Origin of the sequence: Synechococcus sp. PROS-U-1 (assembly GCF_014279755.1) — a bacterium.
In the GTDB taxonomy this organism is placed as follows: domain Bacteria; phylum Cyanobacteriota; class Cyanobacteriia; order PCC-6307; family Cyanobiaceae; genus Parasynechococcus.
The window spans coordinates 280,546-296,104 of the sequence record NZ_CP047951.1; the positions used below are offsets into that span (position 1 = coordinate 280,546).

Consider the following 15,559-nt stretch of genomic DNA (forward strand, 5'->3'; position numbering starts at 1 on the left):
AGTCGTGCCCTCACTTGCCATGCTGGTGACCATTTCCTCCTGACCCCATGGCGCCGTTGCCGGCCCCGGAGCCTTTTGAGTTGCTGGACACCGTTGAGGCGGTGGATGTGGGCAAGCTCCGTTTTGAGCGCAATCGGATCAAGTTGCCGATGGGTGTAGAAGCCACCTTCGGAATGATTCGCCATCCCGGCGCTTCTTTGGCGGTGCCGATCACAAACGATGGTCAGGTGGTGCTGCTGCGGCAGTACCGCTTTGCGGTGCAGGCCCGTCTGCTCGAGTTCCCCGCCGGCACCTTGGAAGAAGGGGAAGACCCCCTGGAATCCATGCAGCGGGAGTTGGGTGAAGAAGCCGGCTACAGCGCGTCGCGCTGGGATGTTCTCGGCCCGATGCTCCCTTGCCCCGGCTATTCCGATGAGGTGATTCATTGCTTCTTGGCCAGGGAGCTCACCCCACTGGAGAACCCACCTGCCGGTGATGACGATGAAGACCTGGAGGTGGTGCTGATGAGCCCAGCCCAGCTGGACATGGCGCTGGCTTCGGGTGATGAATGGCTTGATGGCAAGAGCGTCACCGCCTGGTTCCGCGCCAAGCAGCTTCTCGGCCTCTGATGACAACCTCACGTGTTCTGTTCTGGCACCGCCGCGACCTGCGCCTGGAGGACAACCTCGGGCTGACGGCTGCTGTGGAGATCAGCCCCGCGGTGACCGGGGTGTATGTGCTCGACCCTCTGGTGATCGATCCTTCGGAACATTTGCCCCCGATGGCCCCGGCTCGGCTGTGGTTCTTGCTGGAAAGCCTGGTGGAATTGCAGCAGCGTTGGCGCGAGGCCGGCAGTCGGCTGTTGATCATTGAAGGCGACCCTGTGCAGGTGCTGCCGCAGCTGGCGCAGCAGATCAGTGCTGAGGCTGTGGTGTGGAACCGCGATGTGGAGCCCTATGCCCGTGAGCGTGACCGCCAGGTGGCCAAACGGTTGCAGGCCGATGGCTGCAAGGTGGTGGTGGATTGGGATCAACTCCTGATTGCTCCGGAGTTGCTCAAGACCGGCGCCGGCGATCCTTACCGGGTGTATGGCCCCTTCCTGCGCAACTGGCGCGGCCAGGTGCTGGCCCAGCAGCCCAGCACTATTGCAGCTCCTATGGGGCTGGTGGATCTGGATCCAGCTCAAGTGCCGGCGGCAGATCCCCTGCCAGCCCTGCGGGAGAACCACGGGTTCAAGGGCGCCGAGATCTGCCCCTGTCGCCCTGGCGAGGCGGCGGCCCTGGAGCAACTCACCACGTTCTGTGATGGGCCGTTGCTCGGCTATGAGCCTGACCGCAATTTCCCCGGCACTCCCGGCACCTCGTATCTCAGTGCTGCTTTGAGTGTGGGCACCCTTAGCCCCCGCCAGGCTTGGAGCACCGCACAGACGGCCCGCGAGCAAGCCCGCAGCGAAGAGCAACTTCAGGCCATCGCCGTTTGGGAACAGGAGCTGGGCTGGCGCGAGTTCTACCAGCAGGCCTTGTTTCATTTTCCGGAACTGGCGGATGGTCCCTACCGGGAGCAGTGGCGTCGCTTCCCCTGGGAGAACAACGAGGACTGGTTCGACTTCTGGAAGGAGGGCCAGACCGGCATGCCGATCATCGATGCCGCCATGCGTCAGCTCAACCAGACCGGCTGGATGCACAACCGCTGCCGCATGATCGTGGCCTCCTATCTGGTTAAAGATCTGATCTGCGACTGGCGCTGGGGCGAGCGTGCCTTCATGGAGATGGAGGTAGACGGGGACCTGGCCGCCAACAACGGTGGGTGGCAGTGGAGTGCCAGCAGTGGCATGGACCCCAAGCCACTGCGGATCTTCAACCCCGCCACCCAGGCATCCAAGTTCGATTCAGCCGGCGATTACATCCGCCAGTGGGTGCCTGAGCTGCGCCACGTGAACACCAAGGATCTGCTCAGTGGTGACATTGGCTCCCTCGAACGGCGGGACTATCCCGCACCGTTGGTGGATCACAAGAAACAACAGGCCAAATTCAAAGCGCTTTACGCCACCATCCGGTCCTGATCGCGAGCATCATCTCGGCGGAACTGGGCGGGAGCGTTGGACACCAGCAGTTGTCGCAGCGTGTCGATCACGGCCCGCTGCTGCTCGCCATTGAGCTCCGGGAAGATCGGCAGGCTGAGAACCTGGCTGCAAAGCTGTTCGGTCACCGGCAGGGAGCCTTGCTCTAACCCCAGGTGGGCGTAGGCCGGCTGCCGATGGATGGGGATCGGGTAATAGATGATCGTGCTCACACCACGCTCTTGCAGGGTCTGCTTGAGCCAGTCCCGGCAGCAGCTCTCTGGGATCCCATGGCGTGCACTCGTTGTGGAGGGATTGCAGCTGGCGTTGCAGAGCGGTTGGCCCGTGGGGCAGCTGCCAATGCGCACCACGAACTGGTTCCAGCTGTGGCCGTCGTCGGCTGTTGGAAGGGTGAGTCCGTTGAGATCACCCAGGGCTTTCCGGTAACGCGCGGCAATGGCTGCACGTTTGCCGATCCAGCTCTCCAGCTGCGGCAGCTTGACGTTCAGCACAGCGGCCTGGATCGCATCAAGCCGGGTGTTGTATCCAAGGCTGGTGTGCAGGTAGCGCTCGGGCATGCCATGCACGGCAAGCTCGCGCATGGTCTGGGCCAGCTCGGAGTTGTTGGTGGTGGCCGCACCACCGTCTCCCGCCGCGCCGAGGTTCTTGGTGGGGAAGAAGCTGAAGCAGCCCACATCGCCAAAGCTGCCTACGGGTTGACCGTTCCAGCGGGCTCCTGTGGCTTGGGCGCAGTCCTCGACAACCTTCAGCTGGTGCCCCTCGGCGATCGCCATTAGCCGGGACATGTTCACCGCCCGGCCGAACAGGTGCACCGGCATCAGGGCCTTGGTGGCTGGGGTGATCGCGGCCTCGATCTGATCGAAATCGATCAGATAAGTGGCGGGGTCGACGTCCACGAACACCGGCGTGGCTCCGACGGCGCTGATCGCCTCAGCGGTGGCGAAAAAACTGAACGAGCAGGTGATCACCTCATCGCCGGCACCAATGCCTAGGGCCCGCAGGGCAAGGATCAGTGCATCGGTGCCGCTGTTGCAACCCACGGTGTGGTCGCAGCCAACGCTGGCAGCAAAGGATTCCTCGAAGCGTTTGATCTGCGGACCACCGATGTATTGGCCGCTGTGCAATACCCCAAGGACCGCCTCTTCGAGGTCCACACCCAGATCGTCGATCTGCTGGCTGAGGCTGAAGGGAGGTACCTGCATAAAGCAAAGCTTAAGTGGCTCAGCCGAACCACTCCGGTTCGTGTCCGGGGTTCCACTTCACATTGCAGCCCACAGAGGCATTCTGCTTCTCGTTCACCGGCGATCCCGTCAGCACTGCATCCAGGGCGGCCCGTAGATCTCGGCCGTCGAGGGGCTGTTCATTGCCGGGTCGGCTGCCATCCAACTGCCCGCGATAACGCAGGGTCTGCACGCAGTCGCTATCGGGTGAAAACAGGTAGAACTCCGGCGTGCAGGCGGCCTTGAGCGCCATGGCCAGGGTCTGCTGCTCATCCAGCAGGTAAGGAAATCCCCAGCCGTGGCGACGGGCCTGCTCCGCGAGCTGCTCTGGTCCGTCCTGAGGGTGGGTGACCAGGCTGTTGCTGCTCACACCGATCAATTGCACCCGGTCGCCGAAGTCTCGATCCAGCCGCGTCAGTTCCGGTTCCACATGCTTCACGAACGGGCAATGGGCGCAAAGCACCATCAGCAGCAGGGGCCGTTGGTCCAGCGAGGAGTTGTCGAGCCGGCTGCCCGTGACCAGGGGGAGATCAAAGATGGGCAGGGGGGTGCCGAGCGCCAGCATCGTGGATGGTGTTAGAGCCATGACGCGCAGACAGATTGGGTGAATCTGCTTCAGGATGACCATCTCCGGTGGTGATGGATGCCGCGCCTGAGTCTGTTTTTGGGAGTTGCCTTGCTGCTGGCTGCTTGCGCTGGCTCTGAGGAACCGCCCAGTTGGCGATTGTTCTCCCTGCAGCGGTATGCCCCCCATGACGGGGTGGCCGTGGTGAATCAGCCCGATGGTTACGGGCTTCATATCTATCTGGAAACTGACACCAGCTTCCCGGGGGTGTGTCGTCCCCGTTGGCTTCCCGATCCAGCCCGGCTGTTCAATGGCAACGGATCCACCCCATTCAGTTCCGGGCTGGCCACCCGTCAGGAGTTCTTTGATGCCGTGGCCCGTAGTGATGTGCGGGATCTGCTGGAGAAGGAGCTGGAGGCTTTATGCCAGGCCCGCGCCCCTGAGGACCGCTGGCAGTGGACCGAGCCGCCCAGAAGCGAAGACCAGGTGGTGCCTGTGCAGCTGCCATCTCTGGAGGAAGAGGACCTGCTCACCAATCCTGTGGAGGAACTGAAGCGGGCTCGGCAACTGCTCAAGGATCAGCGCGCTGGTGAGTAGCCCTCCCACACCACCGCTTCGGCGTCCCGCCAATAGCGGCTGAATCGACCCAGCCGTGGTGGACGTGGCAGCTCCACGAAGGGCTGGGGATGCAACAGCTCCAGCGGCAGTTCCGCATCGATCGCTTCGCTAATCCGCTCCAGGCGCGGATCCACCGCACTGCTGCTCACCACACCGTCGGCCCCGTGGCGCCGGGCAAAGGCGAGCACCTCAGCGGCTACATCTCCTTTGCGCAGGGTGAGGGGAAGGTCGAGTGCATTTTCGTAGAGGAAGCCGAGCCGTTTGCGGCTGATCCGTGCGTCTCGGATCCAATGGGTGTCAAACACAAACACCGCTGGGGCATCGGGCCAGGTCTGCAGAGCCGGGTTGGTGGCACCGAGAGCTTCCTCGTGAATCCATAGGATCGGATGTTGAAACGTCATGGGTGATCTCCTGCTTATCGCTTGGGACGGGCCAGGGCGGCACTGGCGCCACCGCTGCTCCTCCGTTGGCGTTGGCGGTTGCGGTCGTTGCCGCTGTCGCGGATTGCCGGCATCGGGGCGAACAGCTGGTGCTCCAGTTGGTCGTAGCTGCCGTCGAATGGGCAGGTGTTAGCGCTGGGGCAGGTGTCGCAGTAGCGCGCGTCGCTGTAACGCTCGAGGTTGCCGCGATTGAAGAAGTAAGGCTTGTGGCTGAAGGTGCTGGCCACCCACTGCCAGCTCAGATGGTTGCTGGCTGGGTCGCCATCCAGCAGGTGCTGTAGGAACCAGTCGGCTCCTGCCTTCCAGTGCACCCGGCGCCAGTGCACGAGCCAGGCGGCCATCCACATCCGGGCGTGGTTGTGCAGCCAGCCGGTGGTCACCAGTTGATCGCGGAAGCCATCCATGCAGGCCAGCCCGGTGGTGCCATCACGAACATCGCCCGGCAGCTCCCGGGAATAGGCGCCGGCGTCATGGCCCGTCTTGAACGGTTCCTGATCGTCGTTGATGCCATCGCCCAGATCGAGCCACATCCGTTGCCAGAAGTCGCGCCAACCGAGTTCGTTGATCAGTTTTCCGCCCTCATCGCGATTGCGGATCTGTGTGAACACTGAATCGCGCACCTCGGCCAGGCCCAGAACGCCATGGCGGATGTAGGGCGACAGCCCGGTGACCGCGCCCTTGAGGTGGTTGCGGCTCTTGGCGTAGCGCTTGGCGTCGATCCGCCGCAGCTTTTTGTCGGCTGCCTCACGGCCACCGCGGATCGGGCTGAGGGCCCCTTCAGCCTCAGGAAACTCCTGCGCCAACAGAGCATTTAGCGCATCCCGTGATGCGAATTGCCGCGGCAGATCGCCGTCGATCGGGGGTGACGCAGCGCTGGGCACCGGCCTTCATGAGTAGAGGAGCGGTGATCCTGGCGGGGGATGGAGGAGAATCGCGCGAATGCAACCCGTTCCGGTCTGTCCCGATGCTGCTTGATCTCACCGGCAAGAAGATTCTCGTCACCGGCATCGCCAACAACCGTTCGATCGCCTGGGGCATCGCCCAGCAGTTGAAGGCGGCGGGCGCTGAGCTGGGTATTACCTACCTGCCCGACGACAAAGGCCGCTTTGAGGCCAAGGTGCGTGAACTCACCGCTCCGTTGGAGCCCAGTCTGTTTCTGCCCTTGAACGTGCAGGACGCCGACCAGATGGCTGAAGTGTTCGGGGAGATCAAGGAGAAGTGGGGGGTTCTCGATGGCCTGGTGCACTGCCTGGCCTTTGCGGGCAAGGAGGAGTTGATCGGCGACTACAGCGCCACGACAGCTGAGGGCTTCGCCCGCTCCCTCGACATCAGCGCTTATTCCTTGGCTCCTCTCTGTGCACACGCCAAGCCTCTGTTCAGCGAGAAGGCCGGTGTGATCACCTTGTCGTATCTGGGCGCTGAACGAGCCATCCCCAATTACAACGTGATGGGTGTGGCGAAGGCCGCGCTGGAAGCGTCTGTTCGCTACCTCGCCGCTGAGCTGGGTCCCGAGAAGCAGGTGCGCGTGAATGCCATTAGTGCTGGCCCGATCCGCACCCTGGCCAGCTCCGCCATTGGTGGCATCCTCGAGATGATCCACAACGTGGAGGAGAAGGCTCCATTGCGTCGCACGGTCACCCAGATGGAGGTGGGCGGCACCGCAGCCTTCCTGCTCAGCGATCTGGCCAGCGGCATTTCCGGTCAGACCATTTATGTGGATGCGGGCTACTGCGTCACGGGGATGTAAGGCACGATGTGAACAGTGGAGGTGGAGTGATGGCACGCCAGGGAGACATTCATCGGGTCACCGGTGAAACCGATGTGAAGGTGCGTCTGGATCTGGATGGCTCCGGCCAGTGCCAGGCCAATACCGGAGTGGCATTTCTCGATCACATGCTTCACCAGATCAGCAGTCACGGTCTGATCGATTTGGAGATCAATGCGGTGGGAGACACCCATATCGACGATCACCACACCAATGAAGACGTGGGCATTGCCGTGGGGCAAGCTTTGGCTCAGGCCTTGGGAGACCGCCGTGGTATCTATCGCTTCGGGCACTTCGTGGCACCGCTGGATGAGGCCCTGGTGCAGGTGGCACTGGATTGTTCCGGTCGCCCGCATCTCAGCTACAGCCTGATGATTCCCAGCCAGAAGATCGGCAGCTACGACACCGAGCTGGTCAAGGAGTTCTTCGTGGCGGTGGTCAACAACAGTGGCCTCACCCTGCACATCCGTCAGCTGGATGGCGTCAATTCACACCACATCGTGGAAGCCTGTTTCAAGGCCTTCGCCCGGGCACTGCGCATGGCTACCGAGGTGGATCCACGCCGGGCCGGTGCCATCCCCAGCAGCAAAGGGGTGCTGGAACAGGCCGGCGCGAATTGACGCTGGCGCCGCGCTTCATAGTCCGTTACGAGAGGATGGTCGAACGTTGATCGTTCGCCCGTGACCGTCGCCCCCGCCCGCAGCTACGACCGCAGCGACTGGTCCAGTTCCTTCGTCAATGTGGAGGAGGAGCTCACCGATGTGGCCTTAACGCCGGTGCGTGGAAGGGTTCCGGTGGAGCTTCAGGGCACCTTCTACCGCAATGGTCCCGGGCGTCTTGAGCGGGCTGGTCATCGTGTGCATCACCCCTTTGACGGCGATGGCATGATCGCGGCGATGCGGTTTGAGAGCGGCAGCGTCCAGCTCAGCAACCGCTTTGTGCGCACCGAGGGCTGGCTGGCGGAGGAGAAGGCCGGCAAGGTGCTTTATCGGGGCGTGTTCGGTAGCCAGAAGCCCGGTGGTCGTCTGGCCAATGCCTTCGATCTGCGTCTGAAGAACATCGCCAACACCAACGTGGTGCGCCTTGGCGATCAGCTGCTCGCCCTCTGGGAAGCTGCGGAACCCCATGCGCTGGATCCCCGCAGCCTGGAAACCCGGGGTCTCTCTCGGCTCGATGGTGTGCTGAAAAAGGGTGAAGCCTTCAGTGCTCACCCCCGCTTCGACCCCGGCCACAACGGTCGTCCCTGCATGGTCACCTTCGGGGTGAAGACAGGGCCCCGCAGCACCATCCGTCTCATGGAGTTCGCCACCGATGGCCCTGAGGCCGGCGCGTTGCTGCATGACCGTTCCGACAGTTTCCCCGGTTTTGCCTTTCTGCACGACTTCGCTATCACCCCCAACTGGGCGGTGTTCCTACAGAACGCCATCGCTTTCAACCCTCTGCCTTTTGTGACCGGCGAAAAGGGTGCGGCCCAGTGCCTGGCCTCTCAACCCGGTGGCAAGGGGCGTTTTTGGTTGATCCCCCGCGACTCCGGTCGTTTTGCCGGCCAGAAGCCACGCATCCTCGAAGCCCCAGATGGCTTCGTTTTCCATCATCTCAATGCGTTTGAGGACGGCGATCACGTGGTGGTGGAGAGCATCGTCTACGACGATTTCCCGTCCATCGGCCCCGATGACGACTTCGCCCAGGTGGATTTCGACACGGTTCCGGAGGGAATCCTTCACCGTTGCCGCCTCGACCTCAGCCGGGAATCGGTGCAGACCGAGCGGATCAGCGAGCGCACCTGCGAGTTCGCGATGGTCAACCCCGAGCGTCAGGGGCTCAGCGCTCGCTATGCATGGATGGCGGTGGCTGAGCGGGAGACGGGCAATGACCCCCTGCAGGCCATCCAGAAGCTTGATCTGGACTCCGGTGCAACCCACACCTGGAGTGCGGCGCCCCGTGGCTTCGTGAGTGAGCCGCTGATGGTGCGTCGCCCCGGTGCTGAAGCCGAGGACGACGGTTGGGTGCTGGATCTGGTCTGGAACGGAGCCCGGGCCGCATCTGATCTGGTGATCCTCAACGCCCGTGATCTATCGGAGGTGGCGGTGCTGGAGCTGCCGTTGGCCGTGCCTCATGGTTTGCATGGCAGCTGGGCCTCGGCAAGCTGACCGTCAACGGTTGCTTTGGTTGTGCGGCCCATGCGTCGAATGTTGCCCTTCGAAAGGATCGCCTTGCCCGTTGCCTCCATGGGCCTCCTTTTGTTGTCTTCGATGGGTCCCGTGCTGGCCCATGAGCCGTCCTGTGCTGGGACGTTGCTGCAGGTGTCTGTTGTTGAGCAGGGCTCGACCGTTGTGGCCCGTTTCCGTTTCTCGTTGGTCGTGTCTGGCGAAGGCCCCACTGAGCAGGCTGCATTGACGCAGCTGAATCAGCGCCTGGCCCGGTTGCGTCAGTCGCTCCAGCCGTTCATTCAGGGACGCCTCACTGTTCCCTCTCCCTCCACTTATCCACGCTCTGGGAGCAATGGGGCAAAGACATCCTTCATGGCCAACACCGGTGTCTCCGGTGAGGTGAATCGCCAGATGTACACCCAATTCATTCAAGCGGTGGGCGGGCAACCCGGCGTTCGGATGCAGGGGATGGAGTCCATCGCCAATGCACAGGCCGAGGCAGCACTGCGGCAACGCTTGACGGCTGCGGCACTGCGGCAAGGCAAAGCTGAGGCCGACAGCACCGCTGCGGCGATCGGAGCGACCCGTGTGCGGATCTTCAGGATCAATCGCAGTGATTCGATTCGGGGTCCCCGGCGGGTTCAGCTGTCGGGGACCATGAGCTCTGGTTTCGATCCCAGTGAGGCCCCGGAGCCAACCGCAACAGCGCGGATGGAACTCCATTACTGCCTCACATAGCCTGCTGATACCTTGAGTTCTCAAGCTGGGAATCTGGTGTCAACTGCATTCACACGTCCGCAGATCAATCGTGACGAGCGGATGCTGTGGATCCATGCGGGTCCCCACAAGGCAGCCAGTAGCTACGTCACCGAGCGGCTCCGCCAAAACCGGGGAAACCTGGCCGCCCAGGGTGTGTTGATGGATGGGGATGACAACTGTCTTGCCAATGCGATTGCTGAAAAGAGATATGAGCCTGTCGAGGAGGTTTTGGCCACGCTCCCTTCCTCATTCCACAGGGTTTTGCTCAGCAGTTCGTCTTTGGATGATCGGATTCTTAGTCGAACTGTCTTGGGCAGATTGCAGGCCCTGGTTGAGCGTCAAGGATTCAAATTAGGCGTTAGTTATTTCATTCGAGATCAGCAGTCTTGGTTGAATTCGGTGTATGCGCACCGGGTTCGACGATTTCGTGAAACGCCTGATTTTGAGCAGTATTGTGATTATATTATGTGTGATTCCGAGTCATGGAATATTGCTTATCCATCTAAATTTCGTGTTTTAAGTCGCTTCCCGTCGATTGCGACGTTGTATCTCCCCCTCTCCAAGCAGGTGGCGATTGCGGATCCGTTCCTTGCGCTGGTTGACGCCTTGGGTCTGGGCACTCCAGCGGGTCAAGAAGGCTGGCTTGCGGGCCGTTCCTCCAAGCAGAACATTCAGCCCGGAGCTCGCGGAATCTGGATGTCGGCCCTCTGCCGTCGCTTGATGGTGGACACGGGTTTCGATCCGGAATTGCTCAAGCGGAAGGGCAAGGTCATCCGTGATCTCGCCATTGAACGTGGCTGGGATCGGGAGAAGTTCGATGGCTTTGATCAACAGCTTCAAGACCGCCTGTCGGCCTTTTATGCCAGCTCTAACGAGGCTTTTGCACAGGAGCACTGGGGCGTGAGTTGGCAAAGCCTCTTCCCCGCGCGACCTGCTGTTCAACGTGTGTATGTGGGGCCTCAGAGCGAGGTGGATCACAAGGAGATGCGAGCTCTGATGGTTCGCGTGTTGCGCGAGTTGCGTTTTCCCTGGCGGTTGCGGCGTCGTTTCTTCTCTCTTTACGACGCCGCTGTGTGAGGGCGGCTCAGCTCAGCTGAGGCCCTCGCGCTTGGCCTCTTTCCAGGCCAGCCTTGGCGCTGACCAAAGGGTTGCCAGCACCAAGGGCGTGACAGGAACCGCAGCAATCACAATGAAGGCCTGAAGGGCGTTGATGGATGTGGGATCAGTCAGGCTGGAGCCGACCCGGAGCAGCACCAGCGTGAGGCTGCCGATCATGAGAGCCCAGAAGAGGCGGAGTGGTGCTGGGGGTTCATCCCGGCCGCTCACCACCATGGCTGCGGCATAGCTCATCGAGTCGGCGCTGGTGCACATGAACAGCACCACCAGCAAAAGACCAATTGGAATCAGAAGTCCCGACAGCGGAAGCTGGCTGAGGATTGTCAGCAAGGTGGATGCGGCGGCATTGATGCCGTCGCTCTCAAGTGCACTGGTGATGTCCTTACCGTTCAGGTCTAGATACATCCCTGTTCCACCCACAAGCGTGAACCAGAGATTGGTGACCAGTGGGCAGAGAATGGCGACCGCAAGCACTAATTCCCGGATGCTGCGTCCACGGCTCACCCCGGCGGTGAATAGGCCCATCAGGGGTGCGTAGCCGAGGAACCAGCCCCAGTAGAAGATCGTCCACCAGTTGAGCCATTCGCCGGTTTGGGCATTGCGAGGAAGGAGGGCCATCTGGGGGAGATGAACCACATTGCTCAGCAGTGCGCTGAAGAAGTGTTGGATCAGCCAAAGTCCAGGGCCCAGAAGCAGCAGCCCAGCCGCCAGGGCGATGGTGAGCCACACGTTGAGCTCCGACAGCCATTTGATGCCTTTCTGAATGCCGCTGACGGTTGATGTGGCGAACACGGCAGTGAGTAGGACCACCACGAGCGATTGCAGACCAGCACTGTTGGTGAGCCATGGCAGTTTGCCGGCAGCATCGCTGAGCTGAAGGGAGAGAAACCCAAGCGGCCCAACGGTGCCGGCGATGGCTGCGACCACTGAAAGCCCATCTGCGAGATCTCCGATGGGTCCGTCCACCCACCCCCTTGGCAGCACAGTGACCAAAAGGGTGCGGGGGCGAAGGGGTTCACCACGCCGCTCAAGAATCGAGAAGGTGATGGTGGTAGTGGTGGCGACCAGGGCCCAGGCGAGGAATCCCCAGTGCAGAAAACTCACGGCCAGGGCTGGATCCACGGCCGCAGCCGTTTTCCCCTCAACCCCTGCTGCTTGAAATAGAGGGGAAGGGGTGAGGTAGTGAAACAGCGGTTCGGCTGCTGACCAGAACACGCCACCGCCGGCGAGCAGGGTGCAGATCAATACTGCACACCAGTCAAAGAACTTGAAACTTGGTTTTGCGTTCTCACCCCCCAGTCTGAGCTTCCCGACAGGGCTAACTGCGATGGCCAGCGCGATCAGGAACAGCAGCAGCACCATCCACTGCCAGAGCCCACCGAGCAGCGTGCTGATCAGTGTTTGGCCCTGATCGGTGAACTTTTTGGCCAGGGCCAGGTCGATGGCTGACACCACCAGGAACACCAGCAAAGGGCCTGCTCCCACCCATAGCGGTGGTTGGCGCCACCAGGGGCGAGGGGAAGAGGGGGATTGCGACATGGATTTCTGGGGAGGGAGCGAGGCGCGGATGTGGATTTAGGCGCGGACAGCGTCGCGTTGGTGGCTCCAGCAGGACAGGTCCACCGCAGGTTGTTCGTTGCTGGCGAGGCGTGCCAGAGAATCGCCGATCAGGGGAGCGAACTTGAAGGCCTGGCCGGAACCTCCTGCGAACAGGCTGAGCTTCGGGGTGAGCCGATCCAGTACGAAGTTCACGTCGCTGGCCATGGAATATGGGCTGATCACGGTCTCCACTCGCTCCTGAACTCCCTCCAGTTCGTTGAACAGGAAGGTGTCGAGCAGCTCCACCAAGCGGGCCGGTGGTTCGGTGGCCATGGCGTTGGGTGCGGCCACCCGCAGCTCCCTTGGGGCCCAGTCGATGCCGGCTTTGATCCGAGGCCGGCCATCCGCCGTTCGGCTCAGCACGGGGAAGCCGTAGTACAGGCCGCCGTCATCGCCCCGTTCCTGCTGGAAGCAGAACCACTGGGGATAGCGATCGGCAAGTGCCGGGTCGACGGTGTAATGGGCCCAAAGCATTGGCCACACCTCGAGTTTCGGTGCCAGGCCGAGGGGAGCCAGCAGCAGCTGGCTCCAGATCCCGCAGGCCACAACCAATTGGCCGGCGGCAATGTGCTTGCCGTTCTCGAGGGTGACGCCTCCACCATCCGGATCGAGGCCCGCCACGGGGCAGTGCTCAATCAGCTGATGGCCGGCGTTGCGGGCGGTGTTGATCCAGTGGGCCACGACCCTGTCGCTGCGCACGGCACCTGCGGTGGGTTCGAACAGGCCGGTGAAGCCCGCCTTCGGCTTCAGCGGAAAACGGGCTGAGATTTGTTGGGCATCAAGGGCCTCATAGGGGATGCCCTGATCGTCCATGACGCGACGGGCCCCGGGGATGGATCCCTCGATCGTCTCTTCATCCCAGCTTTCGCCATAGAAGAGAAGACCGTGGGTTTCCCGCAGCTGTTCGCCGGCATGACTCTCCTCCTCTCGCCAAAGACGATTGGCTTCCTGGGCCAGACGGCAGAGCACCGGGTCGGAGTACATCTCCCGGAACATCCTGGTTTCGCCGTAGCTGCTGGCCTTGGCGTGGGCCAGGGTCTGGGCTTCCAGCAGCACCACATCGCGCACGCCGCGGCGGGCGAGGGATGCAGCGCAGCTGAGGCCCGCCATGCCGCCGCCGACGATCACAACCGCCGCGCTGCTGGGCAGGGAGGACGGAGTGCTCATTCGTTGTCTCCGAAGCTCAGGCCGATGGGTTCGGTGGAGGGTGTCGCCGCCACTTCCTCGAGGGCGGCACCAGCTGACAATCCCTGCTCGCGCTGATTCAGGTAGTCGCTGGCCCGCCGCCGTACTTCATCCCGGACGAAGGCATAGACGTCCTTGGCGCCGGCGTCTTTCCAGGCATCGGGGGAGAACCGTTCGATCGAATCGGCGATGACGGCGCCGGCATTCACCAGGGGGTCGGGCAGCACCCGCACACCGCGACGACGCAGGTCATCCGCCAACTGGGGTTGCTGAAAAGGGGCATTGGCTGCAGGCACCACGGCGGGGGTCCGCAGCGCCGTCGCCATTTCGGCGTTGATCAACCCGGAGATGGAGCAAGGCAGCATCAGGTCGAGGTCAAGTTCCCACCAGGGGCAGCTGTCCGGCAGAGGGGTCGCACCGGGGAAACTGGCTTTCCCACGATCCAGATCCACGGTGAACACCGTCCATCCGTGATCGACCAGATGGCGTGCCACCGTCCCGCCGACGGCGCCGCAACCATGCACAAGGGCTCGGCCTGGGCTGGCGTGATCGAGGTCCTTTTCCAGCACTGCTTCCACGGCGCCGAGAGTGCCATGGGCCGTGGCTGCACTGGCATCGACCGGGCTTCCCACCGCCGCCAACACATGGGGGGTGAGCGCCGTTAGACGCTCCATGTCCCCAAGGGTGGTGTTGAGATCGCAGCCCGTGATCATGGCGCCATCGAGCGATTCCAGCAGCTCAGCGGTGACGCTGATCAGTTCATCTTTCACCGCATCGGGTTCAGCGGCCCTGGCGACGATCTTGCCGCCGGCGAAACCGGTGCCGTAGAGATCGTGCTTGTTGGTCATCAACCCCGCAAGGCGTTGTCCGTCAGCAATGCAGGCCTCATCGCTGGGGTAGTTGAGCAAGCGCAGGCCCCCGTTGGCGGGGCGCTTGGCATCAGTGTCTTCCGCCACAACGAACACCGAGAGGTGATCGGAGACGTGTTCCGCCAGCACCGACACGGTCGGTGCTGTTTTCTTGCCGGTGCTCATCAGACCACTTTCTCCATCATCTGGTGGTGTTCGACGTAGTCGAGGCTCCATTCGCTGGGGTCTTCGGAGATGCGCTGCTGCAGACGCTCGTACACCGTGTCTGCAGCGCTGTCACCGGCAGCACTTGCGAAGCTGTGGCGGCTCCAGCTGCGGATCGTCGCCATCAGACCGGCGGCGAAAGCAGCCGTGTCACCGTTCTCGTTCCAGCGGCGTCGGTACGGGCACTTCACATAGACCGTGCGCTCGTCCACGAGGCGCAGTCCGTTGCGGTAGGCGGGGCTGCTCTCGTCCTTCAGCGGAGCCATGAACTCCTCAGGGGACTTGTAGAAATTCAGAACGGTGCCTTGTTTGTATTGCTCCGCGTTAATCAGGCCTTCCTCAGCCATGGCGTGCCAGATCTGGTGCAACTGGTCGTGCACATTGCGGGTTTCGCCGCCGTTATGACCGAGATAACGGCCTTCGCCATCACGGGAGAGGTTCACCGTCAGCAGTCGCCCGCCCACCTTCAGCTCGCGGCTGCGCAGTTCGAGGACGTGGTTCCAGTCCTTCATCGCCTGGGCGGTGAAACGCTGAAGGGCGTCGGCATCTCCTGAGGCCAGCACGTGGGTGTGGCTGTCGAGTGGTCCGGGAGAGGCGCTCAGCCAGTGCATGGCGGTCGCGGAGAAGCCGAAGCTCACGCTGTCCGGGGCCACGGAGGGTTCGTAGAAGCTGCGGGCACTCACCAGCACTGTTGGCTTCGGATCACGGGGGATCTGCAAGGCCAGGTTTTCAGCCAGAGCAAGGTTGTCGTTGCTCGGTAAGTCGTTACCGATCAGCGTCAGGTGAGCATTCGGCTGGTTGGCATGCAAGCGATCCAGCACTTCATTCCAGAGCCCCACGGCAGTGCCTCCATCGGCAGCTCCGTAATCGATCAGGACATGGCTGTCTGCGACAGCCAGTTGATTCACACAAGTCAAGGCCCAGTCCGAGGCGGCTTCAATGCACAGAAGAGCGCCTTCGGTCTGCGCGCTGTAACCCGTGGTCATGGCGATGGCCATGGACCTCGTCAG

16 protein-coding genes are annotated in these 15,559 nt (G+C 62.3%); 8 read left to right on the plus strand and 8 right to left on the minus strand.

Going from position 1 to position 15,559, the window contains the following annotated elements; genetic code table 11:
- The first annotated feature begins 47 nt into the window (after positions 1 to 47).
- Both SynPROSU1_RS01335 and SynPROSU1_RS01340 read left to right on the plus strand, forming a co-directional pair.
- Positions 48 to 608, plus strand: coding sequence for an NUDIX hydrolase (locus tag SynPROSU1_RS01335; RefSeq protein WP_186571212.1), 561 nt, complete (start codon positions 48 to 50; stop codon positions 606 to 608).
- Positions 608 to 2,041: an FAD-binding domain-containing protein gene (locus SynPROSU1_RS01340; protein ID WP_186571213.1), complete on the plus strand. Its 1,434-nt coding sequence runs from the start codon at positions 608 to 610 to the stop codon at positions 2,039 to 2,041. Before SynPROSU1_RS01335 ends, SynPROSU1_RS01340 begins: the two co-directional genes overlap by 1 nt.
- On the opposite strand, the gene SynPROSU1_RS01345 is transcribed toward SynPROSU1_RS01340, so the two are convergent.
- Together SynPROSU1_RS01345 and SynPROSU1_RS01350 are read right to left on the minus strand one after the other, a co-directional pair.
- The gene (locus tag SynPROSU1_RS01345) at positions 2,020 to 3,261 is read right to left on the minus strand and encodes a DegT/DnrJ/EryC1/StrS aminotransferase family protein (RefSeq protein ID WP_186571214.1); all 1,242 of its coding nucleotides are present in this window, start codon (positions 3,259 to 3,261) and stop codon (positions 2,020 to 2,022) included. The genes SynPROSU1_RS01340 and SynPROSU1_RS01345 overlap by 22 nt on opposite strands.
- A 19-nt stretch (positions 3,262 to 3,280) precedes the next feature.
- Positions 3,281 to 3,865, minus strand: a complete 585-nt coding sequence (locus tag SynPROSU1_RS01350; RefSeq protein ID WP_186572172.1) for a thioredoxin family protein — start codon at positions 3,863 to 3,865, stop codon at positions 3,281 to 3,283.
- Between the two features lie 57 nt (positions 3,866 to 3,922).
- Here SynPROSU1_RS01350 and SynPROSU1_RS01355 point away from each other — a divergent pair, with 57 nt between their 5' ends.
- Positions 3,923 to 4,441 (plus strand): hypothetical protein, encoded by a 519-nt coding sequence (locus SynPROSU1_RS01355; protein WP_186571215.1) that lies wholly within the window; start codon positions 3,923 to 3,925, stop codon positions 4,439 to 4,441.
- On the opposite strand, the gene SynPROSU1_RS01360 is transcribed toward SynPROSU1_RS01355, so the two are convergent.
- Positions 4,423 to 4,863 carry a hypothetical protein gene (locus SynPROSU1_RS01360; RefSeq protein ID WP_186571216.1) on the minus strand — a complete coding sequence of 147 codons (441 nt, stop codon included), beginning with the start codon at positions 4,861 to 4,863 and terminating at the stop codon, positions 4,423 to 4,425. The two genes, SynPROSU1_RS01355 and SynPROSU1_RS01360, sit on opposite strands and share 19 nt — an antisense overlap.
- A gap of 14 nt (positions 4,864 to 4,877) precedes the next feature.
- Positions 4,878 to 5,783: an FAD-binding domain-containing protein gene (locus SynPROSU1_RS01365; RefSeq protein WP_186571217.1), complete on the minus strand. Its 906-nt coding sequence runs from the start codon at positions 5,781 to 5,783 to the stop codon at positions 4,878 to 4,880.
- A gap of 83 nt (positions 5,784 to 5,866) precedes the next feature.
- On the opposite strand from SynPROSU1_RS01365, the gene fabI reads away from it, so the two are divergent.
- The 5 genes from fabI to SynPROSU1_RS01390 all read left to right on the plus strand — a co-directional run bounded on the left by fabI (position 5,867) and on the right by SynPROSU1_RS01390 (position 10,653).
- Positions 5,867 to 6,649, plus strand: a complete 783-nt coding sequence (gene fabI, locus SynPROSU1_RS01370) for an enoyl-ACP reductase FabI (protein WP_186541725.1) — start codon at positions 5,867 to 5,869, stop codon at positions 6,647 to 6,649.
- Between the two features lie 29 nt (positions 6,650 to 6,678).
- Entirely contained in the window at positions 6,679 to 7,287 is a 609-nt protein-coding gene (hisB, locus tag SynPROSU1_RS01375) for an imidazoleglycerol-phosphate dehydratase HisB (protein WP_186571218.1), read from the plus strand.
- A 60-nt stretch (positions 7,288 to 7,347) separates the two neighbouring features.
- The gene (locus SynPROSU1_RS01380) at positions 7,348 to 8,817 is read left to right on the plus strand and encodes a carotenoid oxygenase family protein (RefSeq protein ID WP_186571219.1); all 1,470 of its coding nucleotides are present in this window, start codon (positions 7,348 to 7,350) and stop codon (positions 8,815 to 8,817) included.
- A 30-nt stretch (positions 8,818 to 8,847) separates the two neighbouring features.
- The gene (locus SynPROSU1_RS01385) at positions 8,848 to 9,555 is read left to right on the plus strand and encodes an SIMPL domain-containing protein (RefSeq protein WP_186571220.1); all 708 of its coding nucleotides are present in this window, start codon (positions 8,848 to 8,850) and stop codon (positions 9,553 to 9,555) included.
- Positions 9,556 to 10,119: 564 nt separating this feature from the next.
- Positions 10,120 to 10,653: a hypothetical protein gene (locus SynPROSU1_RS01390; RefSeq protein WP_186571221.1), complete on the plus strand. Its 534-nt coding sequence runs from the start codon at positions 10,120 to 10,122 to the stop codon at positions 10,651 to 10,653.
- Positions 10,654 to 10,665: 12 nt separating this feature from the next.
- On the opposite strand, the gene SynPROSU1_RS01395 is transcribed toward SynPROSU1_RS01390, so the two are convergent.
- From SynPROSU1_RS01395 to SynPROSU1_RS01410, 4 genes are read right to left on the minus strand one after another with little or no spacing between them, the layout of a single operon-like run.
- On the minus strand, positions 10,666 to 12,231 hold the full coding sequence (locus tag SynPROSU1_RS01395; protein WP_186571222.1) for a BCCT family transporter: 1,566 nt from the start codon (positions 12,229 to 12,231) through the stop codon (positions 10,666 to 10,668).
- 36 nt (positions 12,232 to 12,267) lie between these two features.
- Positions 12,268 to 13,458, minus strand: coding sequence for an FAD-dependent oxidoreductase (locus SynPROSU1_RS01400; protein ID WP_186571223.1), 1,191 nt, complete (start codon positions 13,456 to 13,458; stop codon positions 12,268 to 12,270).
- Entirely contained in the window at positions 13,455 to 14,510 is a 1,056-nt protein-coding gene (locus SynPROSU1_RS01405; RefSeq protein ID WP_186571224.1) for a glutamate dehydrogenase, read from the minus strand. Before SynPROSU1_RS01405 ends, SynPROSU1_RS01400 begins: the two co-directional genes overlap by 4 nt.
- Positions 14,510 to 15,547 (minus strand): SAM-dependent methyltransferase, encoded by a 1,038-nt coding sequence (locus tag SynPROSU1_RS01410; protein ID WP_186571225.1) that lies wholly within the window; start codon positions 15,545 to 15,547, stop codon positions 14,510 to 14,512. Before SynPROSU1_RS01410 ends, SynPROSU1_RS01405 begins: the two co-directional genes overlap by 1 nt.
- Positions 15,548 to 15,559 lie beyond the last annotated feature (12 nt).